The organism is Burkholderia sp. KL41, from assembly GCF_057005415.2.
The window spans coordinates 704,398-727,059 of the sequence record NZ_CM189268.1 but is presented as its reverse complement, the minus strand read 5'-3'; the positions used below and the strand labels follow the sequence as shown (position 1 = coordinate 727,059).

Here is a 22,662-nt window from a genome sequence, read left to right as displayed (position 1 = left end):
GCCGTTACCGGGCCGCGACGACGATTGTCCTACTTCACGGGGGTGAGGACCGGTGCGCCTTTGTTCTTGATCAGGAACACCACGAATTTTGCCGGCTTCGTGCTGCTGGCATTTCGCCCGACCGTGTGGACGTCCTCCGGGCCTTCGTGGAACGTGTCGCCGGCGTGGAGCGTGACCTCCTTGCCGCCGTTCAGGCCCATCACGATGCTGCCGTCGAGCACGTAGACGAAGGCGTGCGCGTCGTGACGATGAACGGGGTCGACGCTGCCGGGCGGGTAGTCCACGACGATCATCTGGACTTCCTTGCCCGGATACTCGGGCAACGGCTCCGTGGTCAGCGGCGTGACCTTCGCGTGCGGTGCGGCGACGGCGGGCTGAACGGCCATCAGCAGCGACGATACCAGCGGCGCGAGTACGAGCATGATGCGTTTCATGTCGTCACTCCAGGTTGGCCTTGTCGAGCCCGAACATCTTGTCGAACGATCCCGGCACGATACGGAATGCGACATTCAGCCGGTTCCAGCTATTGATGGCGCCCACGAGGACGGTGAGATCCGACAATTCCTGCTCGGAATAGTGTTCCCGTACGCGTGCGTAGAGATCGTCCGGCACGCCATGCGCAGGGAGGCGGGTCAGTACCTCGGTCCATTCCAGCGCGGCGCGCTCGCGGGGTGAAAACAGCGTCGATTCGAGCCAGATCGCAACGTGGTGCAGGCGCAATTCACGCTCGCCGTGAATCTTTGCCATCTTGATGTGCATGTCGACGCAGAATGCGCAGCCGTTGAGCTGCGATGCCCGGATCTCGACGAGCTCGCGCACCGGCGCCTCGATCGTCGTCTTCTGAAACAGGCCGTCCAGCTCGATGAGCTTCCTGGTCAGTTCCGGCGATTGCTGAAAGTAGTTGATACGTTGCGTCATGATCTGTTCTCCTGATCGGTTGAAGCGGTGCCGCCGGCGCGTCGGATGGCGATTCGCCGCAGCACCTGCCCGGCAACCATCGTAATCGCGCGTCCCGGGGGCCAGTAGTACCGGCAAGGTGCGCACTCTGTTGCCGCTTCCGCACCAGTCGCCCATCAAGCTGACACGGCGATGAAACCGCATATGCCTTGTCGTGCCATCTTCGTATAAGGACAGAGACGTTCCGTGTCGCGTACGAGACCTTCCGCGACGGGCAACTCGACACCCGGCATGCGGACGGTGACGTTGGCAACCAGCGCATATCCGCCATCTACCGGATCGCGGCCGAACGAGACTTCGACGGTGACGGTCGTTTCCCGGATATCGACCCGCGCGCGTTGCGCCAGCAGGCTCAGCGCGCCGTGAAAGCACGCGGCGTAACCGGCGGCAAAAAGCTGCTCGGGATTGGTGCCGCCGCCCGGGCCGCCCAGTTCGGCGGGCGAGCGCAGATCGAGGACGAGACTGCCGTCGTCGGATTTCGCGATGCCCGATGCACGGCCGTGCCTGGATGTGCCGCCAGAGACCGTGACCGTGGTCGTGTAGAGCGGGGCGAATGCTTTCCCGCGGTATTTGTCGAGCAGCGTCAGCGGCGGAGGTTGCAACCTCTCGTTCTCCATATGCCTCCCGGTTGCCGGTATGGCCAACGCGAGCGGCTCTCGAACCTTGGATATCGAGGCGCTGCGTTGTTCTTCGAAGCGAATCAGCGCAACGGCGCAGCGCTTGCCTGCCAGTCAATCCCCACGAGCGCCATCCCGTCGATGGACCACACGTGCTTGCATGCTAGGCAAAGGCGAGCCGGCGCACCAGACCGACTCGGGACGCATGGTGTTGCCCGTTCCGCACCAATGCAGTCGATGGAAGGGTGAGGCGTGCAGGGCGGCCAGCCCCTGGTCCAGACACCGGGTCGTCCGATCAGATGTCCCGCGTGCGCGGGATGACAACGGCCTGGCCGTGCAGTGTGCCGTCGGCGTCGAGTAGTTGCCACAGCGTGGCTTCCTCGATCATGAAGCGCTGGCCTGACTTGGTGACCCGCACGCCCTTGTAGCCCGCCTCGTAGCCGAGCCGCTGTACGCGTGCGAGGAATTGCTGCCGCTCCTCGCGATTCGGGGCCTCTGCTGAAAGTCGGGACGGCAGTCGGGTGATTTCATCCCAGCTGTACCCGAACCGGCGCTGTGCGGCCTTGTTGCCGTAAATAAAGACCGGGTCGGGATCGGTGTTGTGCGCGAGTACCGCGAACGGCGCATGCTCATAGAGCCATTCGGTCGCTTCGTCCACGTGCATGGCCTGAGACACCAGGGGGCGGCCAAGCAGCCGGGCGTAGCTGTCGGCAAGGAGCTGATAGAACGCTGGATTGCGGTGGAGCGGGATCATCTGGACATCTCGACGGAGATCGTGGGGCCCGTCTGCGCGACTGTGGGCGTGCTTACGATACAGCATCTGCAGACTGCTATTCCTGGTTAAATGATTTCCGCAACACGGACGATGACCAACGCCGCCGGAACGAGCGCCGCCTGAGCGCACAGCGTGCCGAGAACTCGCGCACCGGCGAGCGTCGTGATGGCCCGCCGGAAGCTGTTTTCCGATATCCGGCCTTCGATGACATCGTCGGTCATGACGGAAACCTGCGGGTCGATGACGACGGCCAGCACCACGGTCGCGAAGCCGTTGATGACGGACGACAGGTTCGCGCATGTCACCCTCAGGTCGGGTTTCAGGTAACCCGCATACAGCGACGCGAACACACCGACCGTCCAGATCGCCATGGCTGCCACGTTCAGCACGATGACTTTCCAGGACACGCCGGTGCTCGCGGTCAGTTGCGTGACGTTGTGGCGGGAAGGCAGTCGTGCGCCGACGCGAAGATAGTTGACGCCGGCGCGACTGCAGGCATCCACCAGCAGCCGCGGAATCGAACGGTTCACCTGGAAATGCTCGACGGCGCGGCTGAAATAACGCTGGAAAGTCGGGATCAGGAAGGCGCCGGCAATGCTCGCCACGGTGGCGCTCAGCAGGAAGAGCCGAAAATCGGTGAGCAGCCCGCTGCCCATCCGATGCGCAATATCCATTTCGACCCGTTTCGCGATGAACGGCCCCTGAAAGGAGTTGGCCGTCCGGGAAACCAGCGCGATGATCCCGAACAAGGAAAACGACAAGGCGATCCGGCGCGTTCGAACGCCGGCAATCCGCACCGCATAGGCCAGTGTCGCGATCACATGGATGACGAATGTAAGCCCGCAAATGATCCAAAGCTGACTGTCCATGCTGTGACGGCGCGTGTGGCGGAGGCATGAGTGTACCCGAGCAAAGTACCGGCCCGGTTGTCGCGAGGCGCGCAGTCGCGGGAGCGCAAGGCCCGGTTCGCCGAGGATCGGGGCGGGGGACGCGCGAAGCCGGGGCAGCAAGAGTCGTGATGCCGATTTCGGCCGCCCGCTGCACGAGCCGGGCGATACGCGCTGCTTCGGCGCATGAAGGCGCCATGGCGGTCATTGCGTGGAAAGCTGCTGCCCGGCGGCGCCGATTGCCGTATCGTTCATCGCGATCATCGGTTCCACGTCGAAACCCGCGACACGCCATGCCTCGATGCCGCCGGTGAGCGGCAATGCGAGCTTGACGCCGGACAGCCGCAGCTGCCTGGCCACCGACGCGGCAGACGCTTCGTGCGGACACGCGCAATAGATGACCAGCGTCCGGTTCGTTCCATAGCGCTCCATGATCTGGCGGGGCTGGTGTTCATCGGCGATCAGCGCGCCCGGAATGACAAACGGATCGCGTGTTCTCCACTCGGCGGAACGGATATCGATCACGGCCGGCCGCGGCTTGTTCGCGAGCAGCGCATGCAATTCGCCCGCGCTGATCCGCGCCTTCCCGAGCGCATTTGCCATCATCTGCCTGCGGCAATAGCCATACAGAACGTACAGCACCGGGGCGATGCCGATCACGACGAGTGCTTGCCAGCCGAGACGGGCGACAGTCGCGAAGATCGCATCGATCTGCGAGGCGAACAGCGTGCCGACGGCGAGGCCGATCGATGCCCACAGTGCAATGCCGGCGCAATCGTGCAGGACGAAGGCGCGCACCCGGACGGCCATCGCACCGCAGAGCGGAACGGCAACGAGCGAAAGGCCGGGTACGAACCGCGCAACGACGAGCACGCGAACGCCCCAGCGTCCGAAAAAGCGCTCGGTCGTCGTGACGCACGCTTCGCGCGACGGCGACAGGCCGCAGACGGTGTGAAGCGTGCGCTTGCCATACCGCTTGCCTCCCTGGAACCAGACCAGATCGCCGAGCAGGCCGCCGATCACGGCGGCACCCAGTATCGTCAAGAAATGCAGCAGCGTCGACGACCCGACATGCGCGACGAGCGCGGTGCCCGCGCCTACGGTGATCAACGTCGGTATGGCAGGCAACGGGAGGCCAAGCGAAGACCCGAGCACGTTCAGGAATACGACCCATGTGCCGTACCGCGCGATCAATTCATGCGACATCATGATGCTCTCCTTGAGGCTGCCGCGTAGCCGGTCCCGAGGGCCGGCCTTGGCGCCGCCTGATCCGGTCTTGCAGGGCGGATGCGTCGAGTCGGGGGCAGTACCGGCCGGGCCGCCCGTCACGCGATGCGGGCGCTTGAACTTGAACGACCGCCTTGCTGCCCCGTGGCGGGTGTCGCCGCGCGTTACCTGGCGACGGACGATTCCTGCTCCGGCGAATGTTGCCGTGCCGGCAACGCATCCTTGCCCGACCCGCCGGGTTCGTCGACGTCCTGCCGATAGCGGTGCACGTCCCGCGTGACGAAGCCGATTTCCCGGCTCGGAATCTCGAACCACTCCGGGTGCCCGAACGTACGGCGAATATCCTCGAGGCCGCTTGCCCAATGCTCGCGCATCGTGTCCTTGCTGAACTCGTAGTCCTTGTAGTGCCCCTCGAACGTCTTGTTCTTGTAGATCAGGTGCACGACGTTCACGGCGCTGCCGTCCGCCGTTTTCTGCGCATCGCGCAGCAGCGGGTGGGCAAGCCGAACGTGTTCGGGAATATGTTCGAGCAACGCCTTGATCATCTGGGCGTGTTTTTGGTTCTGCGACATGAACGCGGTGATGGCGCGCGTGCGGCTCGAATACTGAATGTCCTTGGTGCGCTCGCTGACGTCGAGAAAATCGCCCGGCAGCTTGCCTCGCGCGCTCCACAGGTCGAGCTGGAACACGAGCGTGTCCTTGTGCTGGCTTTCCCGGATGATCTCGGTGAGCGGCGTGTTGGACACCAGACCGCCGTCCCAGTAGAACTCGCCGTCGATCTCGACGGCGGGAAAGCCCGGCGGCAATGCGCCTGACGCGATGAAATGCTCCGGCGCCAGACGCATTTTCGAATTGTCGAAATAGACGAGATTGCCCGTTCGCACGTTGACCGCGCCGACGCAGACGCGAATGTTCCCGTCGTTGATGCGATCGAAGTTCGCGTACCGCAGAAGCGTGTCGCGCAAAGCCGACGTGTCGTAATAGCTGACCTGGTCGGGACGCTTCCTGCCGAATCCGGCGAAAGGCGCATGCATGCGCGGAGAGAAGAATCCGTCCTGGCCTTCCATCAGTGTGCGCGTGGCGGCCCATGCGCTCGACCACCTGCGCCCCACGTCTTCAAGCCCCGGCCACGCCGACAGGCACGCACCGATGTGCGAGAGCGGGTCGGTCGGCTGGCTGACGGCGTTCCAGAAGCCGCGCAACGCTTCCGTGCGATCGGCTGGCGCGTTGCCCGCGATGATCGCGGTATTCAATGCGCCGATCGAGACGCCGGCGATTTGCGTCGGTTCCACGCCGACCTCGGCCATGCCTTCATAGACGCCGGCCTGATATGCGCCCAGGGCGCCGCCGCCCTGCAGCACGAGCCCGATTTCGTCATAGGCGGGGAGCTTGATCCGATGGGGCTGCTTCAGCTTGTTTCGCTGGCTCGATTGCATGGTGTTCTCCTTACTGCATGAACCAGCCGTGGCTGACGACGATCGATTGTCCGGTGAGTGCGTTCGACTCGAAGCCGGCCAGGAACGCAACCGTGTTCGCGACGTCGGCCACCGACGTGAATTCGCCGTCGACGGTTTCCTTCAGCATCACGTCCTTGACGACCTGCCGTTCGGAGATGCCCAGGGCTTTCGCCTGCTCGGGAATCTGCTTGTCGACCAGCGGGGTCCTGACGAAGCCCGGGCACACGACGTTCGCGCGGATGCCGCGCGACCCGCCTTCTTTCGCGACGACGCGCGCGAGGCCGAGCAACCCGTGCTTCGCGGTCACATAGGCGGACTTCAGCGGCGACGCTTCGTGCGAATGCACCGAGCCCATGTAGATCACCGAGCCGCCCTTGTTCGACGCGTACATGTGCCGCAGCGCGGCGCGGGTCGTCAGGAATGCCCCGTCGAGATGAATGGCGAGCATTTTCTTCCAGTCGGAAAATGCGTAGTCCTCGATCCGGTTGACGATCTGGATGCCCGCATTCGATACGAGCACGTCGATGCCGCCCAGCCGGTTCACGGTATCGGCCACGCCCGCATCGACGGCTTCCTCGCGGGTGACGTCCATCGCGACCGCCGATGCTTTCCCGCCGCCGGCGACGATGTCGTCGGCGACCTGTCGCGCCGCCGCGAGATTCAGGTCGGCGATCACGACCGTCGCGCCGTCCGCCGCGAGCTTGCGCGCGCACATTTCGCCGATACCGCTTGCTGCGCCCGTTACGAGCGCAACCTTGTCATTCAGTGCCATATGTCCTCCGGGAGCTTACTGGTTGACCGCGAGCTTCAACGGCTCGGCGGGGGCTAGGTAGTCATGGGCGACTTCGCCGATATCGAGTGTGAGATTCGCAATGACGTGACGCGCGCCGATCACCTTGCGAACCGGCAGATCGGCAACCGATGCGAGCGCATGCGGACGCAGCTCGAGCGCGGCGGGCCCCTCCCATGCGCCGATCACGTCGACGTCGCGCAGGAAGAAACGCACCAGTTCGCAGATGCGCGCCGAGCCGTCGACGTGCGGAATGACCTTGAGCAGATAGTTGGGCGTGTCGGCGAGCTTGCGGCGCTCCGCCGCGGTGTCGAGCGCGCGGTACTTGTAACCCATCGTGCCGGTGGCGATGCGCTGCGTGCCGTAGTCGAGCGTGCCGAGCAGCGTGTCCTTGCCGTCGATGCAGAGCCTGGGCGAGGCCAGTTTCTTCGGAAACCCCCAGATCTCCCGTCCGGCTGCGATCGGGCCTTCGTCGTCGAGGTACATCGAGTGCGTGAAGTTGGCCCGGTTGCCGTCCGCGTCGAGAACGGAGATCACCTGACCGCTTTCCGTGTAGTCGCCGAAACCCGACGAATCGGGCATGCGGATGAACTCGTAGTGGACGACGGCATGGTCGACCGTCAGCGGTGCCGGCACGACGGCCCGGAGGGCGTCCAGGTCCGTTTCATACGAGATGATGAAGTACTCCCGATTGACGAAGCGGAAGGGCGGACGCGGATACGCCGGGTTGGGGACGGGCATCGCGAACGCTTTGCTGCGGATATCTTCTTCTGTCACGGATCGTTCCTCGGTAGGTGAGGTGCCGGGGGCACCCGTCGCGACGGCGTTTGCCGGCGCGACCAATGACGCGTGAAGACGCGACGCGGCGCAGATTTGCCGCGTGGTTTCGCGCGTTGCGCTTGCGGTGTCGTCCCTGTGCTCCGGAACGCATCGGGCAGCATGTACGGCCACCGTCAGCGCCAAGCGTAGGCGATGTGGTCGCGCGGCAGTAGCGCCGCGAAGGACCTCACCATGTTGTCTCGGCGACAACAATCGACGAAAGGAGGATTGCCCGGAACAGGAAACAGGCCGGAAGCAGGCAGGGAACGCCGTGCGGCCCGAACGACGGCATCGACGGCGGCACGTGCAGCGTGTATTCGCGTCGAGCGGCGTCGGAAAGGCGCTGAACGCCCTATAGCGCGATGATCGTGCGGCTCGACGATTCGCTTTCGTGTTCTCCGAGCATCGCCTTCAGGTCGCGCTCGATCGTGCTGCACAGCGTTGAAATGGGCACATCGTTCGCGCCGCCTTCAAACGGGTTCTCGGTGCTTTCGCCCACCTGTTCGAGCGATGTATACATCCACGAAACGGCGACGCTGCACGGTACGACCAGCCATACCATGTTGCCGTGCATGAAGCCGCTCACACTGTCGTTCAATCGATTGAATTCGTTCAGAAGACCGAACGGAAGCGAAAGGCAGAAGAACCGCACGAACAGCGAGCTGACGGTCGCGTACTGGCGCGGATAGGGGAAGTTCTTGAATCGCTCCGATTTCGACTGGAGATCGACGAAGTCCCCGATCGTCTTTTGAAGCTCCATGTAAAAACCCGAATTCAGCTGGCCGGCCAGGTAAAGCGTCTTGAGCGACGTACCTTGAAGGCTCAGCAAGCATGTCGTGATGGAGGAGGACGACAGCGCCTGCGCCGTTTCCTCGGGAGACAGGTATTGGGGCAGCAGTTCCCTGATGTCCTTTTCCCATTCGGGAACACGATAGAAGCGGCGGTACTCCGCGTTGTAGCGCTTGGTCGTGCTTTCCCAGATCCGCGGGCGACGCAGGTCGTATCGCAGCGCGGTCAGCCAGGCGAGGTGGCGGTATACCAGCTTTCGGGCAACTTCTTCATCCGCGACGAAGTCGCGCGCAATTTGTCCCCAGCGGCGGCTCTTGCTCAGGATGCCGGTCCAGATTTCGAGCGCGTCCGCTGCACGGTTGTACGTCTGGACGTTCTTGAAGCCGACGATGAACGACGTGGCGGTGCCGAGGAGCACCACGATCGTCAGGGGGATCGACAGCCACGTGATCGAAAAGAACTTGTACAGCACGACCGGAACGGAACCGAAAATGAGCAGCTCGTAGATCTTCCAGCGCGTCCAGATCAGGAATTCCGATAGCTTGTACGATCTTCCGAGATGCATTTCATTTGCCTCATCGACGATTCAGGTGGGTGACGAAGGGGGGCAGCAACGCACGAACTTCGCCGCACATCATGCCTGCGATCGATTCCGGTGACATGCGATCGATTGGTGCTGCAGAGGCAACATCGTGAGCACGGTTGCGGATCTACTGCGCGCGTCCGCATCGCCCTACGATGATTTCGCGCGGCGGATGGCCGCTGTCGACATCAACCGAGGGCAATGATCATGTCGCAGAAAATCCTGATAGTGGGTGCCGGTTTTGCCGGCGTGTGGGGCGCACTGGGCGCGGCTCGCGTGCTGGACGGTGCCGGCGTCACGAGCAGTGACGTTGAAATCACGCTGGTTTCCCCGAAGCCGGAATTGCAGATCCGGCCGCGGTTGTACGAAAGCGGGCCGCAGCACATGGCGGCGCCGCTGCTGCCGCTGCTCGATGCCGTCGGCGTGAAATTTCTCGAAGGCAGTGTCGAGGAGATCGACGTTCGTGAGAAGACGGTCGGTGTTGCTTGCGCCGACGGCGAGAAGCGCCTGATCGCGTATGACCGGCTGTTGCTGACCAGCGGCAGCAAGCTGAGCAGGCCGCCGGTGCCCGGGCTCGCGGAACACGCGTTCTCCGTCGACTGCATCGAGGACGCGGTCGCACTCGACGCGCACTTCGCGGCGCTCGCGAAACTGCCGGAATCGCCGGCACGCAATACGGTCGCGGTGGTCGGCTGTGGCTTCACGGGTATCGAGGTCGCCACCGAGTTGCCCAAGCGATTGCGCGAGTGGTTTGGCCCGGATGCGGAGAGCCGTGTTGTCGTGATCGGCGCGCAGGACGACATCGGTCCCGATCTCGGGCCCAATCCTCGCCCGCACGTCGCCGCAGCCTTCGATTCGCTGGGCGTCGAAGCCGTGCTCGGTTCGCGTGTCGTGTCGATCGCGGCCGACGGGGTTCGCACCGCATCGGGCGCGCATATCGAAGCGATGACCGTGATCTGGGCAGGAGGGATGCGTGCCAGCCCGCTGGCGGCGCAAGTCTCGTCGCATCTCGACGCGCTCGGACGTGTCGCGGTCACGGCCGATCTTCGGGTCGCCGACGCACCGCACGTGTTCGTGGCGGGAGACGTGGCGCGGGCACGATGCGACGACGACGGGCACGATGCATTGATGTCGTGCCAGCACGCGATCGTGATGGGGCAATTCGGCGGACACAACGTTGCCGCGGATCTGATCGGTGTGCCGACGCTGACGTACCGCCAGCCGTTCTATGCGACATGCGTCGACCTTGGCGAGTGGGGCGCTGTTTACTCGGAAGGCTGGGATCGGCAGATCAAGCTGACGCACGCGGAAGGAAAGGCGCGCAAGCAGATGATCAACACGCAGTGGATCTACCCGCCGGCGCCGAATCGCACCGACGCGCTGGCAGCGGGTAATCCGCTGGCATCGTTCGGCTGATCGGACGGCGCCCCGCGCGTGTCGCGAGATGCGCGGCGGGGCGTGCGGGCACGCGGCGGCGGTTGAAGAGTGTCGGCGACCAAGACGCCGCTGCGGCACGCAAGGCGTCGATTCAGTCGACGACGGTCATGATGTTGACGGTACCTTGCCGCGCCATCTTTGCATACGGGCACAGGCGCTCGGCGGCGCGGACCATTTCCTCCGCGAGGCTGCGATCGACGCCCGGCATCCGCACCCGAACGTCGACGAGCAATGCAAAGCCACCGTCCATCGGATCGCGGCCGAACGACACCTGCACTTCCACGGCCGTATCGGGGGCCGCCATTTCGGCGCGTTTCCCGAGCAGATTGAGCGCGCCGTGGAAGCACGCGGCGAACCCTGCGGCGAACAACTGCTCCGGATTGGTCCCGTTGCCGGGCCCGCCGAACTCGGCGGGCAGGCGCAGATCGACCGCGAGATTGCCGTCGTCGGAGCGGGCCACGCCGGATGCGCGGCCGTGTCCCGTCTCGCCGCCGGAAACGGTGACGGTCGTCGTGTAAAGGGGGTGAAAGTCACGGCCCCGATACCTGTCGAGGAGAGACAGCGAGGGGGCCTGCAGCTTCTTGTCATCCATGATGCTTGCTCGAGTTCAGCGACGCGCTTCGACGGTCGAAACGTCTTGCGAAGGGGGCTGCACGCCCCACGCAAATTGCGTCTGCCGCGAATGGTGGGTGTCGAGCGATCGTATGACGAATACGGCAATCGCCCGGTGCAGCCTGATTCCTGGTTCGTCCACGAAAGAACGACGTATCCATGCTAGAGGCGTGCACATGACGGCGGTATAGCCGCTCAGGGCGATTGTCTGTTTCCTGTCGGACACCAATCCGGAACCCGGCGCGACGGGCGCAGCCGCGAATTCGTGCGTCAGCGGTCCAGGCACGCGCGCAGCGTGTGCGCGTGACGGTGCGCTTCGGCCGCATCGACGATGTTCGCGAACCCGATGACGAGCCCGCGCGGCGTCTGCGGCGTGTGGCTGTTCGTATACCAGATCGAGAGCGGCAGGATCGCAAGGCCCGCTTCGCGGGCGCGCGCGGCGACGGCGACGTCGTCGACCGGCCCGTCGGGCCCGTCCGGGAACTGCACCGCGAACTGGATTCCGCCGGGCGGCAGCTCGACGATCAGCCGCTCGCCGAACGCCTGCCGCAATGCGTTCACGATCAGCGTGCGCCGCTCGCCGTACAACGCACGCATGCGCTTCAGGTGCCGGGCAAAGTGCCCCTGTTCGATGAAATCCGCCAGGGCGGCCTGCAGCAGTGTCGGCGAGCCGGCGTTCATGCTGCATGCGACGCGGTCGACACGCTCTATCGCGCGCTCGGGCACGACCGCGTAGGCGAGCCGCAAACCGGGATACATCGCCTTGCTGAAGGTACTGCAATAGATCACGTGATCACGTCGATCGAGACTCTTCAGCGCCTGCAGCGGGCGGCCGAGATAGCGAAACTCGCTGTCGTAGTCGTCCTCGACGATCCAGCCCGACGTCTTTTCCGCCCAGTCCAGCAGCGCGATGCGCCGGGCCAGCGACAGGGTGTGCCCGAGCGGGCTTTGATGCGACGGCGTCACCAGCGCGAAGCGCGCGTGCGCGTCAAGCTGCTTGCCGCGCTCGACGTCGATGCCCTCGGCGTCCACCGGTACCGGAACGAGCTGCACACCGGTCTCGGACAGGAAGGTGCGGGCCAGCAGGTAGCCGGGGTCCTCGAACCATACGCGATCGTTCGGCCGCGCGAGGCTGCGCAGCACGAGTTCCAGCGTGGCGCGATACCCACCGGTGATGAACACCTGTTCCGGCACGCAGGTGACGCCGCGCGACAAGCCGAGATAGGTGGCGATGTGCTCGCGCAGCGGCCGGTAGCCGGCCGGATTCGGGTAGCCGAGCAACGCGCGTTCGGCGCTGCGTGCACGTTGAGACACGAGCCGGTGCCACACCTTGCGCGGAAACGCGTCCAGTGCGGGGAGCCCCGGTTGCAACGGGCGCGGCTCGCCGCTCAGCGCGACCGCGATCGGCTGTGGCCGGCGCGGAGGCGGATGCTCGCGCGACTTGCCCGGCACCCGGAGGGGGGCGGCGTCGGGGCGCCATGCCTGTTCGTCGCCGCGCGCGGGCGTCGGCCGCGTCAGCGATTTCGGCAGGGACGGCGAGACGAACGTGCCGGCCGCGCCGCGCATCTGCAGATAGCCCTCGTCGACCAGGATCGTGTACGCCTGCTCGACGGTGCCGCGCGCCGTGTTCAGCTGCGTCGCGAGGCCGCGCAGCGCGGGCACGCGATCGCCGGGGCGCAGATGGCCCGCCGCGATCGCGGTTCTGAATCGCTCGCAGATCTGCAGATAGATCGGCAACTGATGGTGCCGGTCGATTTCGATGGTCAGGGCGGGCGTTGGGGCGGGCATCACGGTCTCGTGGGCGACGGGAGCGGACGGCATGGACCAGTCCGATCGACGATTCTTGGCACTGATGGATAGGACATGATTCTTCCACAATTGCGCCATGCGATGCGACGGTCATGACCGTTTTCATCGGAGGCGGCGCGCGTCACGTGCCGCACGCGTTCCAGGAAAACCCTTTCGTCAGGAGATTTTGCGATGAAGATCGTTGTCATCGGTGGTTCGGGCCTGATCGGCTCACGCGTCGTCACGTTGCTCGGCGAGGCAGGGCATCAGGCGCTTGCGGCGTCGCCGCGCACCGGCGTCAATTCCATCACGGGCGAAGGCCTGACCGACGCATTGACGGACGCCGACGTCGTCGTGGACGTCGCGAACGCGCCGTCATGGGAACCGCAGGCGGTGCTGGATTTCTTCCGCACGTCGGCCCGCAATCTCGGCAAGGCCGAAGTGGCCGCAGGCGTGCGCCATCACGTCGCGCTGTCGATCGTCGGCTGCGACCGGATGCCGGAGAACGGCTATTTCGCGGCCAAGGTCGCGCAGGAACAGGCGATCGAGGCGGCCGGCGTGCCGTACACGATCGTGCGTGCCACGCAATTCATGGAGTTCATCGGCGGCATTGCGGATTTCGGCACGGAAGACGGGACCGTGCGCATCGGCGACGGGCTGTTTCAGCCGATTGCCGCGGAAGACGTCGCGGTGCTGCTCGCGCAGATCGCGCTGGCCGGGCCGCTGAACGGCACGGTCGAGATCGCGGGCCCGGATCGCGCGCCGTTCGCGGAGATCGTCGCGCGCTACCTGAAGTCGGTCGGCGACACGCGTGCGGTGGTGACCGATCGCGATGCCCGCTATTACGGCGGCCGTGTCGAGGAACGATCGCTCGTGCCGCTCGGGGCAGCGCGACTCGGCAGCATCGGCCTGGACCGGTGGCTCGCGAGAAGCTGATTCGCGTGTCGAAGGTGGGGGCGCAGGCATACGCCTGCGACGGGCAGTCGGGATGGGCGGGATGTCTGGGGGCAGCGGAAATGAATCGATCGGATACGTCGGAGTACGGCGTTCGTCGCGACTTGCCAGGGCGCGCCGACGCATTGTCGGCCAGCTTCGGTGCAAGCTACGCGGGCATCCTTGCGTTCGTCGCGGTGGCGAGCGAGGGGAGCTTCACCAAGGCCGCCGAACGTCTCGGCGTCGGCCGGCCGGCCGTGAGCCGCAACGTCCAGAAGCTGGAGGCGCAGTTGAGCACGCGGCTGTTCCAGCGGACCACGCGCATGACGGAACTGACCTGCGAAGGCCAGCGATTCTTCGAGAACTGCCACCAGGGCGTGGCGCAGATCGTCGAAGCCATGAACGACATGCTGGAACTGCGGGAGGGGCCGCCGCGCGGCCTCATCCGGATCAGCTCGGCGGTGGGCTTCGGCCGGAAGATCGTTGCGCCGCTGCTGGAAACGTTTGCGAAAGCCTACCCCGACATCGTCATCGATCTGCTGCTCGACGACCGGCCGGTCGATCTGGTATCCGAACGAATCGACGTGTCGTTCCGCAATGGACGCATCGAGGATTCGAGCATCATCGCCCGGCAACTGATTCCGATGCAGATGGCGCTGTGCGCGTCGCCGTCGTATGTGGCCGCGCACGGCCTTCCGCAGAGTCTGGAGGATCTGGGCCGGCACGAGTGCATCAACTTTCGTTTTGCGAGCGGCCGCATATTCGAATGGGAGTTCAACGTCGACGGCCGCGTGCAGAAATACCTGCCGAAGTCGCGGTTGACGTTCAACGACGCGGACCTGGTGCTGCGTGCGGTCCTGAACGGGTCGGGCATCGCGCAGATGGCGGGTTACCAGATCCGCGACCATATCGCTTCGAGCGAACTCGTCGTCGCGCTGGCGCAGCATGTGCCGGAAGATCGCGGCCACTATATCTGCTATCTCAGCCGGCAACATCTTCCGACGCGCATTCGTATCTTCGTCGACTTCATGACCGAGCAGATACGCGCACTCGACCTGAACTGCATGACCCGGTTCAATCCGGATGTCGCGGTTGCGCCGCCGACCGGGCTCGCGGCGTGACGAGCCGGTGAAGGGCATCCACCACGGGCCGGGGCCGGTTCGTCAGGCATCGGCCGCGGTGAGTGGACGGCACGCAAGAAGCGTTCATGTCACGAACGAGACGATTGCGACGTCGCGGGTGTCACGCAGGGAAACGAGGAATCGGGCGCGCGGCCGGCGCGAAACCCGCGCGCGGCCGCTTACCCGCGCCCCGGCCGCAGCGCGCGGCCCATCTCCGCGATCGGCATCGAGACGATCGAGTTCAGCAGGCGCATTTCCCCGGCGTCGGGGCGCGCGACCTCGCGCACTTCGTCGAGCGTCTGCGCGACGCTGCGATCGAGCGGTTCGAGAAAGCGCAGCAGCTCGTTTTCGGCAGCCTTCTCCTTGAGCCCGAGCGCGTTGCCGAACGCGACCAGCGCACCCAGGTCGATGTCGGCGAAGCGCGTCGCCGCGCCGAGCGGCATCGTCAGCTCGCAGTGCGGCCAATGATCGCCGCGATGATCGGGCCGGTGCGTGGGCGTGTGATAGACGACCGTGCTGACGATGTCGTAAAACGGCGCGAGCCGGTAACCGCGCGCGTCGACGAAGAACGACAGGTTCTTCAGGTGCGCGTCGCCGTTGCCGACCACCACGTTGAAGATCGTCCAGCGGAACACCGACAGGCGCGCCAGCGCGCGCGTGCTGGTCTGCCCGATCGCGCGGCCGAGTTCTTCCGCGTTCGCGCGCTGGTACTTGAAGCCGCGATCGTAGTTCAGCAACTGCATCGCATCGATCGTATGCAGGCGGGCGGCCGGCTCCGATGCGGTATCGCGGTCGAAACGGTCGATCACGTAGCACGCGGACGGCGCGCGCAGAAAGTGCACGTCGGGCACGTCGAGGCCCATCCGCTTCGCGAGCTTCATGCAGAAGAACTCGTTGATCGCCGAATGCGGATAGCCGGCGGCGCGCATGTCCGGTTTCAGCAGATGCATCGACGGTTCGCTGCCGACCGGCTCGAACAGCGTGTAGTCCGGCGCGTCGCCGCGCAGGATCAGCAGCAGCTTCTGCTGCGCGCCGGCCGCCGACATGCGCTTGGGCGCGGTGGCCGTCAGCGCGCGCTCGGGCATCGCCTGGATGCGGCGTTCGAGTTCGTCGAGCGGGAGCGGCTGCATGCTGCCGGCCGCTTCCTGCTCGCCTTGCGCGAGCAGCGTGAGCGCGCCGGCCGATTCGCGCCCGAAGTACGCGAGCAGGCCCCACGCGTCGGCGGCGTCGACCCTGGCCTCGCGCGCAAGCGACGTGCGCATGCCTTCTTCCGGCAGCAGGTTGTCGAAGAACCACTGGACCGGGCGATCGGTCGAGGTGTCGGTGAAGGTGCCGGCGCGCAGCGGGAAAGCGGGGGACAGCGGGTACGCGCGTGGCGATGCCAGCCACTGCGCGTCGTAGGTGAACGACCAGACGCCTTTGTCGTCGGTCAGCGCGCCCATGCGCAACCCGTTCGCGGAGGCGATCAGCGTTCTACTCGCCATGGCGGCTCCTGCGGCGTTGCGCGGCCTTCAGCACGTTTGCCGCCGAAATCTCGATGGACGATTGCGCGAGCAGGGTGATGCCCAGTTCGCCGAGCAGCAGCAGGATCTTGCCGACCTGCGCGGTGGGTTTCCCGGCCTCCACCTGGCTGATGAATTTCGGCGAAAGCCCCGTGGCGTTCGCGAGTTCGTCCCGCGTGAATCCCTGCTGGAGCCGTGCCGCGCGGATGAGGTTGGCGAGTGCGCCGATCGTGCCGACGGGCAGGATCTCGTGCATGACGTCCTCCGTGCTTCGTATCTGATCGGGAACAGTATTGCACAACTCGTTTGCGCAGGCATCAATTCGTATCCGAACGGAAACGAATTGATCGTATCGGCAACGGAATATCCATTTCGTTCCCGATCGGGAACCGGATGCGATGAAATGACGATCGTCGACATGTTCGTATCCGGGCGGATACGCGATGGATCGAAGGAATGTCCCGAAGAAGGCCGGGGCAACGCACGTCGCCATGGTTAGAATGACCGCCGCACGTCCGTTCATTCCGCGGCCCGTCACCGGGTCGACACGCGCCCATGACCTTGCAAGAACTCGAAAAACTGATGCGAAGCCTGTTCGAGGATGAGAGCCTCGATATCGTCGCCGACACCGGCTACAGCCTTTCCTTCGTCGTGCCCGGCAAGGTCCGGGACGTCAAGGCCGCGCTGCTCGCGCGCACCGACCCGGCCGGATGGGACGGCGAGGCGATCCACTGGTTCTACCGGTGCGACGACGAGGACTGGGCGCTGTACCTGCGCTCGGTTCCGCATTCGGTGTACTGCATCGCGACCGTGCAGTCGCTGCATGCGCGCCACATGCAGAAGTACGAGGATGCGGCGCGGGTCACGCCGGAGCAGCAGGCCATCTACGACGCCGAGGACGCGCAGCGCCGTGAGGAGGCGGAAGCGCGGCGGCGCCGCGACACGCGCAACGAGCCGCTTGCCCCGCTCGGCGGGCCATTCCACAGCGATGGCGAACGCGTCTGGGCCCGCACCGGCAGCGGGCATCAGTATCGCGCGCTCAACAACTTCGATCTGGGCAGCTTCCGGCACCTGGTCGACCACTTTGCCGTCGATGCGTCGGGGCTGCGCTACTACGCGGGCGGCGCCGCGTTCAGCTACGACGATGCAGGCGAAGGGCTCGTTGCCGACGGCGATGCCGCCACGTTGGAACCCCTGGGCGGCGGCTGGTATCGCGATGCACGGCAGGCTTACTACTTCGAGCGCGACATCTACGATTCCGGCCACCTGACCGTCGTCAAGGCCGACGTGGCCAGCCTGACGCATATCGGCGGCGCGTACGCGCGGGATGCGAAACACCTGTTCTGCGCCGGCGTGCGCAAGCGCGGCATCGACGATCCGGCCGGCGTGGTGAGCCTCGGCTACCGGTATGCACGGCTCGGCGCGCAGATCCTTTACGACGGCAAGATCGTGACGAAGCCGGGGCGCGTCGACGTCGAGACCGCGCGCGGCGTCTTTCACGACATGCTGATCGACGCCGACGGTCACGTGCTGTGGGGGAAGAACTACCGCAAGCCGTTGCCGGGGATCGACGCACGAAGCCTGCGCTTTCTGAACGGGGCCTTTGCGGTCGACGACCGGCGCGTGTACTACCGCACCAATACGAACCTGGCCGTATGCGAGGGCGTCGACCGTGCGAGCGTGGAGGTCGTGCCGCCGATCCGCATCCGCGACAAGCACGGGCTGATCGACATCCGGTATCCGGAGGGCGTCGTGCGCGTACCTGATCCGTCGACGGAATCGTGACCGTCGCGATCGGCCGGGTTCGGGGGGCGCCACGCGCGACCGCGCCGCGCCGGGGTATCGCGCAATGGTGCGATGGCGCGCGACCATTCCCTGCACACGCATAACAAAAGCTGAAATCGGCTTTTCACGCACACCGGGGGCGTCCCTATACTTTGCGGTGCCGTATGTGCGCCGGTTCGCGGATGTCGCGATTGCACCGCGCAGCGGCATGCCCGAACTTCTCGTACAAGGAACCGCAGAATGACCGCCCGTGATGCCGTCGATCCGCGCGACGCGTTGCGCGACGCGCTCGCCGCACTGCCCGATCTCGCGAACGCGATCGGGCAGGATGCCGCGCAACGCGAGGCGCGTCGCGAATTGCCGTTCGACGGCTTTGCACACTTTCGGCGCTCGGCGCTGGGCGTGCTGCGGATTCCGGTCGCGCGTGGCGGCCTCGGCGGCACGCTGGTCGACTTGTTCGACACGATCGCGACGCTGGCCGCCGCCGATTCGAACCTCGCGCACGCGCTGCGGATCCACTACGACCAGACCGAGACGCTGCGGCTGTCGCCGCGCACGCCGTTCAACGACGTGCAGCTCGAGCGGGCACTGGCGGGCGCGATCTTCGGCGGTGCGTCGACCGAGCGCGGCACGTCGCGGCCGGGCGAGAACACCACCGTGCTGCGCCGGGACGGCGAGCACTATCGCGTGACGGGGCGCAAATACTATTCGACCGGCACCGCGTTCGCCGATTTCGCGCGCATCAACGTGGAGAACGAGCAGGGCGACGCGGTCGCCGTGATCATTCCCGTCGCGCGCGACGGCGTGCAGGTGCTCGACGACTGGGACGGCATGGGCCAGCGCATGACCGCGAGCGGCAGCCTGCTGCTCGACGACGTGCAGGTGTTCGCGGACGAAGTGGCCCCGCGCGACGGCTCGACGCTCGTCGGCCGCCATTGCGGCGCGCTGCGCCAGTTGCATCTCGTCGCGACGGGCGCGGGCATCGTGCGCAACGTGGTTGCCGATGCGCGTCGTTATGTGCTCGCGCACGGCCGCCCGGTGCTGCACAGCCCGGCGCCGACCGCACGCGACGATCACTTCATCCAGCAGGTCGTCGGCGAACTGTCCGCGCACAGTCACGCGATCGACGCGCTCGTGCGCGAAAACGCGCGGGCGCTCGACCGTTCCGCCGACGCGATCGAGGCCGGCGACGCCGATGCGGATGCACGCGTGCTCGACAGCGCGCTCGCAACCGCGCGTACGCAGCTCATCGTCAGCAAGCTCGCGCTGCACGCGGCCGAGCGGCTGTTCGAAGTCGGCGGGGCATCGGCGACGGCGCGCGAACACAATCTCGACCGGCACTGGCGCAACCTGCGCACGATCTTCAGCCACAACCCGCTGCTGCACAAGGCGCGCGTGATCGGCGACTACGACCTGAACGGCGTGACGACGCACCTCACCGAAGGCCGCGTGTTCTGACCCGGCCGTGTCGAAACCGTGAGTGCCGCGGCGGGCGATGCGTCCGCGGCCCGCGTCAGCGGCGCAAGCCGGCTTCGCGCAGCAGCGGCAGCACGCGCTCGCCGAAGAAGTCGAGATCGGGCTTGAAATCGTAGAAGCTCAACTGGATGCCGTCGATGCCCGCGCGGTGCAGCCGCACGATGGTGTCCGCGACTTCCTCCGGCGACCCCGTGATCGAGATGTTGCCGCCGATCGCGCGCGCGTCGGCCTGCGCGCGCTGTTCGAAGCCGCCTCGCCACGCATGCGCGTCGCTGTCGAAACGGTGGAAGCTGCCTTCGTCCGCATGCGCGACGATCGCATCGCGATACGCGCGCGCTTCGGCTGCCGTTTCGCGGCAGATCACGAGCGGGTTGAGCAGCGTGCGGATCGTCCGGCCGCGCGCGGCGGCGGCGGCCTTCACGCGTGCGGTATGCGCGGGCAGGGCATCGATCGCGCGTTCTGCGTCGGGGCCGGCCGGGCTCGTGACGAACACGATGTCCGAATAGCGCGCCGCGAACTCGATGCCCGCGTCGGAGCCGGTCGCGTTGATCAGCAGCGGGCGGCCGTAGCGTGGTTTCGGCGTGACGAACGCGCCGCCCAGCCGCCAGCCCGACAGCGCGGGCGTGTAGCTGAAATTGTCCGGTTGCGCCCACAACTGCTGCACCGCGTCGACGAACTCGGCGGCCATCTCGTAGCGCCGGTCGTGCTCGATCCGGTTCCAGCCGAACATCTCGTGCTCGATGGCGCGATGACCGGTCACGACGTTGATGCCCCAGCGCCCGCGCGAGATGTGATCGAGCGTCGCGGTGAACTTCGCGAAATGCAGCGGATGCCACGGCCCGTACAGTACGTGGCTCGTCGCGACCAGGATGATCCGCTCGGTGCGTGCGGTCAGCGCGGCCAGCGTCATGAACGAGTCGAGCGCATGGCCGTCGAACACGCCGCCGTAACCGCCTTTCGGCAGCCATTGCGACAGCGCGAACACGAGATCGAAGCCGAGCGCTTCCGCGCGCGCGACCAGCTCGGCGTTGTAGTCGAACGTCCAGTCGGTCGTGCGCGGCAGCGTCGACGCGCTCCAGCCGCCGGCCTGGATCGGCAGGAACAGCCCGAGCATCAGCGGCTGCGCGAGCACGCGCGACACGGGGCTGTCGGGGAAGTCCGCCGGCGAGCGGACGTCGACGAACGGTGACGTCGCGACCGGAGCGGCGACGGAGAGGGCGCTCATGATGGCTTCCTTGCGGGTTGGGCACGCACCGCACGGCAACGGCGGGTACGTGCGGCGGCGAATCGCCCGGGTGCGATGCCCGACGTGCCGGCGAGCCGACGCAGTGCCGCGCACCGGCTGCTGCGCGGCGCGCGGGGAGGGAGTCGGTCATCGTCGAACGCGTATCGTGCCTGCGGGCAGCACGCGGGAAACACACGGGAAACGCCCATTTTCGGCAACCGGGCACGGCGCGGCAAACAACGATTCCCGCTTTGCTTATCGCGCCTCACCGCACCCGCTGCGCATGCCGTCAGAACTTCACGCGCAGCCCGCTGACGAGCGCGACCTGGCGGTTCGTCGACGACGCGCTGCCGATGTTCGAGATTGCCGCGATCCTGCGATAACCGCCCGCCGTCGCCGTGCTCGCATCGCCGGCCGCGAGCTGGTAGATGCCCGACACGTAGATATCGGTGCGCTTCGACAGCGCATAGTCGAACCCGAGCGTGAACTGGTGCCAGCGCGGCTTCAGCGTCTGGCCGCCGGTGCCCGGCAGGCCGCTCGCGCGCCCGTCGGTGAACGTATAGACGCCGATCAGCGTAGCCGCCGGCGTGATCTGGTAACGCGCGTTCACGTCGTAGTTGTTGAACTTGCGCGACGAGCCGTCGAGATAGTTGAGCTGCGTGTGGCTCCACGCGAAGCCGAGCGTCGCGCGGCCGAGCGCGTAGTTCGCGCCCGCCACGCCGATCTGCTGCTTGAGCACGCCGCCGTTCAGCCCGTAGAAGAACGCGCCGCTGTAGTCGTTGCCGGTGGTCGAGGTCGCGCCGCCCACCGCGCCGGTCGTGTTCGACGTCGCATTCGGGTGATTGAGTCGCACGTAACCGCCGCCGACCGACAGCGGCCCGTTCACGTAGTTCGCCGACACGCCCCACGCATTGTTGTTCGAAAAGCCGGTGCCGGCGCCGCCGTTCGCCTGGTTGCTGAACGCATAGAGCAGGTCGGCCGTGAAGCCGGCGATCGTGTCGCTGCGGAACTTCACCGCGTTGTTCAGGCGGAAGCTCTGGTTCATGTTGTCGTTGTCGCCCACGTGCGTGGCCGGCGACCAGAAGCCGGACCCCGAGTACTGCGCGACGAGATCGGTGATCGGCTCGTACTGGCGGCCGAAGGTCAGCGTGCCGATGCCGGACTTGGCGAGGCCGACGTACGCGGAACGGCCGAACAGCCGGCCGCCCTGGCCGAGCCCGCCGTCGCTCGGCCGGAACCCGCTTTCGAGCGTGAAGACCGCCTGCAGGCCGCCACCGAGATCTTCGACGCCTTTCAGGCCCCAGCGGCTGCCGCTCAGCTTGCCGCTCGTCTGCTGGATGTTGCTCGCGCCGCCCTGGTTGTTCGTATAGGCGAAACCGGCATCGACGACGCCGTACAACGTGACCGAACTCTGCGCATGAGCGCTGACCGAACCGATCGAAACCAAACCCAGGACTACCGTTTTTTTGATCATGACTTTCCTCTGTTTTTATGAGTACGACAGTGAGGAGCACGATGCTATTGACGCGGGTCGAACCGGCGAACGGTCGATCCGTGGTTTGTAAATCGCTGCGCGGCCGATTTGTAATGTGCGTTGCTGCAAGTCCGGCATGTGCGTCGCGATCGCGTCCGGCACCCCTGCTGCGGCGAACGCATCGCTCGAACGGCGAACGTCGGGCGCCGGCTATCCGCGGCCGCCGTCATATCGATCGATGAAATGGTTCGATATCCGCAATGTCCGCGCTGCAACGGGCGATGCATTTACGCAACGGCCGTCTGTGCGGCGCGCGATCGATGCGCTACGCGCGCCGGCATATCGATTTCGCAAAACGTTGGTAGGGCGGTGCGACGCGCAACGGTAGAGTCGGGCATCCGGCCGCGG

Annotated in this window: 21 protein-coding genes; 5 read left to right on the top strand and 16 right to left on the bottom strand. The window is 65.9% G+C overall.

The features are described 5' to 3' along the window. Window positions 1-29: 29 nt before the first annotated feature. The 10 genes from PQB87_RS37250 to PQB87_RS37205 all read right to left on the bottom strand — a co-directional run bounded on the left by PQB87_RS37250 (window position 30) and on the right by PQB87_RS37205 (window position 8,883). Window positions 30-434 carry a cupin domain-containing protein gene (locus PQB87_RS37250; RefSeq protein WP_021158219.1) on the bottom strand — a complete coding sequence of 135 codons (405 nt, stop codon included), beginning with the start codon at window positions 432-434 and terminating at the stop codon, window positions 30-32. Window positions 435-438: 4 nt separating this feature from the next. Beyond that, window positions 439-918 carry a carboxymuconolactone decarboxylase family protein gene (locus tag PQB87_RS37245; RefSeq protein WP_021158220.1) on the bottom strand — a complete coding sequence of 160 codons (480 nt, stop codon included), beginning with the start codon at window positions 916-918 and terminating at the stop codon, window positions 439-441. Between the two features lie 155 nt (window positions 919-1,073). Next, window positions 1,074-1,574 (bottom strand): Ohr family peroxiredoxin, encoded by a 501-nt coding sequence (locus tag PQB87_RS37240; protein ID WP_489244414.1) that lies wholly within the window; start codon window positions 1,572-1,574, stop codon window positions 1,074-1,076. A 295-nt stretch (window positions 1,575-1,869) separates the two neighbouring features. Then, the gene (locus PQB87_RS37235) at window positions 1,870-2,328 is read right to left on the bottom strand and encodes an MEKHLA domain-containing protein (protein WP_111941137.1); all 459 of its coding nucleotides are present in this window, start codon (window positions 2,326-2,328) and stop codon (window positions 1,870-1,872) included. Between the two features lie 86 nt (window positions 2,329-2,414). Next, window positions 2,415-3,218 carry a lipid II flippase Amj family protein gene (locus tag PQB87_RS37230; RefSeq protein WP_027792585.1) on the bottom strand — a complete coding sequence of 268 codons (804 nt, stop codon included), beginning with the start codon at window positions 3,216-3,218 and terminating at the stop codon, window positions 2,415-2,417. A gap of 222 nt (window positions 3,219-3,440) precedes the next feature. Further along, window positions 3,441-4,442, bottom strand: a complete 1,002-nt coding sequence (locus PQB87_RS37225) for a VTT domain-containing protein (protein WP_228395801.1) — start codon at window positions 4,440-4,442, stop codon at window positions 3,441-3,443. Between the two features lie 185 nt (window positions 4,443-4,627). Continuing rightward, window positions 4,628-5,899 carry a DUF3734 domain-containing protein gene (locus PQB87_RS37220; RefSeq protein WP_153491513.1) on the bottom strand — a complete coding sequence of 424 codons (1,272 nt, stop codon included), beginning with the start codon at window positions 5,897-5,899 and terminating at the stop codon, window positions 4,628-4,630. Between the two features lie 10 nt (window positions 5,900-5,909). Continuing rightward, the gene (locus PQB87_RS37215; RefSeq protein ID WP_153490945.1) at window positions 5,910-6,692 is read right to left on the bottom strand and encodes a 3-hydroxybutyrate dehydrogenase; all 783 of its coding nucleotides are present in this window, start codon (window positions 6,690-6,692) and stop codon (window positions 5,910-5,912) included. Between the two features lie 15 nt (window positions 6,693-6,707). Beyond that, on the bottom strand, window positions 6,708-7,487 hold the full coding sequence (locus tag PQB87_RS37210) for an acetoacetate decarboxylase (RefSeq protein WP_081078915.1): 780 nt from the start codon (window positions 7,485-7,487) through the stop codon (window positions 6,708-6,710). A gap of 394 nt (window positions 7,488-7,881) precedes the next feature. Then, window positions 7,882-8,883 (bottom strand): bestrophin family protein, encoded by a 1,002-nt coding sequence (locus PQB87_RS37205; protein WP_489244411.1) that lies wholly within the window; start codon window positions 8,881-8,883, stop codon window positions 7,882-7,884. 225 nt (window positions 8,884-9,108) lie between these two features. Here PQB87_RS37205 and PQB87_RS37200 point away from each other — a divergent pair, with 225 nt between their 5' ends. Continuing rightward, window positions 9,109-10,317 carry an NAD(P)/FAD-dependent oxidoreductase gene (locus PQB87_RS37200; protein ID WP_489244409.1) on the top strand — a complete coding sequence of 403 codons (1,209 nt, stop codon included), beginning with the start codon at window positions 9,109-9,111 and terminating at the stop codon, window positions 10,315-10,317. A gap of 112 nt (window positions 10,318-10,429) precedes the next feature. Here the strand turns inward: PQB87_RS37200 and PQB87_RS37195 are convergent, their stop codons facing one another. Both PQB87_RS37195 and pdxR read right to left on the bottom strand, forming a co-directional pair. Beyond that, the gene (locus tag PQB87_RS37195) at window positions 10,430-10,930 is read right to left on the bottom strand and encodes an Ohr family peroxiredoxin (protein ID WP_153490939.1); all 501 of its coding nucleotides are present in this window, start codon (window positions 10,928-10,930) and stop codon (window positions 10,430-10,432) included. 290 nt (window positions 10,931-11,220) lie between these two features. After that, window positions 11,221-12,738: a MocR-like pyridoxine biosynthesis transcription factor PdxR gene (gene pdxR, locus PQB87_RS37190; protein WP_489244408.1), complete on the bottom strand. Its 1,518-nt coding sequence runs from the start codon at window positions 12,736-12,738 to the stop codon at window positions 11,221-11,223. A 192-nt stretch (window positions 12,739-12,930) separates the two neighbouring features. Here pdxR and PQB87_RS37185 point away from each other — a divergent pair, with 192 nt between their 5' ends. Together PQB87_RS37185 and PQB87_RS37180 are read left to right on the top strand one after the other, a co-directional pair. After that, window positions 12,931-13,674, top strand: a complete 744-nt coding sequence (locus tag PQB87_RS37185; protein WP_111940983.1) for an SDR family oxidoreductase — start codon at window positions 12,931-12,933, stop codon at window positions 13,672-13,674. Window positions 13,675-13,754: 80 nt separating this feature from the next. Then, on the top strand, window positions 13,755-14,792 hold the full coding sequence (locus PQB87_RS37180) for a LysR family transcriptional regulator (protein WP_060062803.1): 1,038 nt from the start codon (window positions 13,755-13,757) through the stop codon (window positions 14,790-14,792). Window positions 14,793-14,971: 179 nt separating this feature from the next. On the opposite strand, the gene PQB87_RS37175 is transcribed toward PQB87_RS37180, so the two are convergent. Continuing rightward, window positions 14,972-16,276 carry a HipA domain-containing protein gene (locus tag PQB87_RS37175; RefSeq protein WP_174414255.1) on the bottom strand — a complete coding sequence of 435 codons (1,305 nt, stop codon included), beginning with the start codon at window positions 16,274-16,276 and terminating at the stop codon, window positions 14,972-14,974. Next, a complete protein-coding gene (locus tag PQB87_RS37170) occupies window positions 16,266-16,550 on the bottom strand; it encodes a helix-turn-helix domain-containing protein (RefSeq protein WP_021158233.1) in 285 nt (94 codons plus the stop codon). Before PQB87_RS37170 ends, PQB87_RS37175 begins: the two co-directional genes overlap by 11 nt. Before the next feature lie 299 nt (window positions 16,551-16,849). Here PQB87_RS37170 and PQB87_RS37165 point away from each other — a divergent pair, with 299 nt between their 5' ends. Together PQB87_RS37165 and PQB87_RS37160 are read left to right on the top strand one after the other, a co-directional pair. Beyond that, window positions 16,850-18,079, top strand: coding sequence for a hypothetical protein (locus PQB87_RS37165; RefSeq protein WP_489244405.1), 1,230 nt, complete (start codon window positions 16,850-16,852; stop codon window positions 18,077-18,079). 240 nt (window positions 18,080-18,319) lie between these two features. Continuing rightward, window positions 18,320-19,537 (top strand): acyl-CoA dehydrogenase family protein, encoded by a 1,218-nt coding sequence (locus PQB87_RS37160; protein ID WP_059687783.1) that lies wholly within the window; start codon window positions 18,320-18,322, stop codon window positions 19,535-19,537. A 55-nt stretch (window positions 19,538-19,592) separates the two neighbouring features. Here PQB87_RS37160 and PQB87_RS37155 read toward each other — a convergent pair whose 3' ends face one another. Both PQB87_RS37155 and PQB87_RS37150 read right to left on the bottom strand, forming a co-directional pair. Continuing rightward, window positions 19,593-20,780 carry an LLM class flavin-dependent oxidoreductase gene (locus PQB87_RS37155; protein WP_489244403.1) on the bottom strand — a complete coding sequence of 396 codons (1,188 nt, stop codon included), beginning with the start codon at window positions 20,778-20,780 and terminating at the stop codon, window positions 19,593-19,595. 289 nt (window positions 20,781-21,069) lie between these two features. Next, window positions 21,070-22,254, bottom strand: coding sequence for a porin (locus PQB87_RS37150; RefSeq protein ID WP_021158238.1), 1,185 nt, complete (start codon window positions 22,252-22,254; stop codon window positions 21,070-21,072). Window positions 22,255-22,662: the final 408 nt, after the last annotated feature.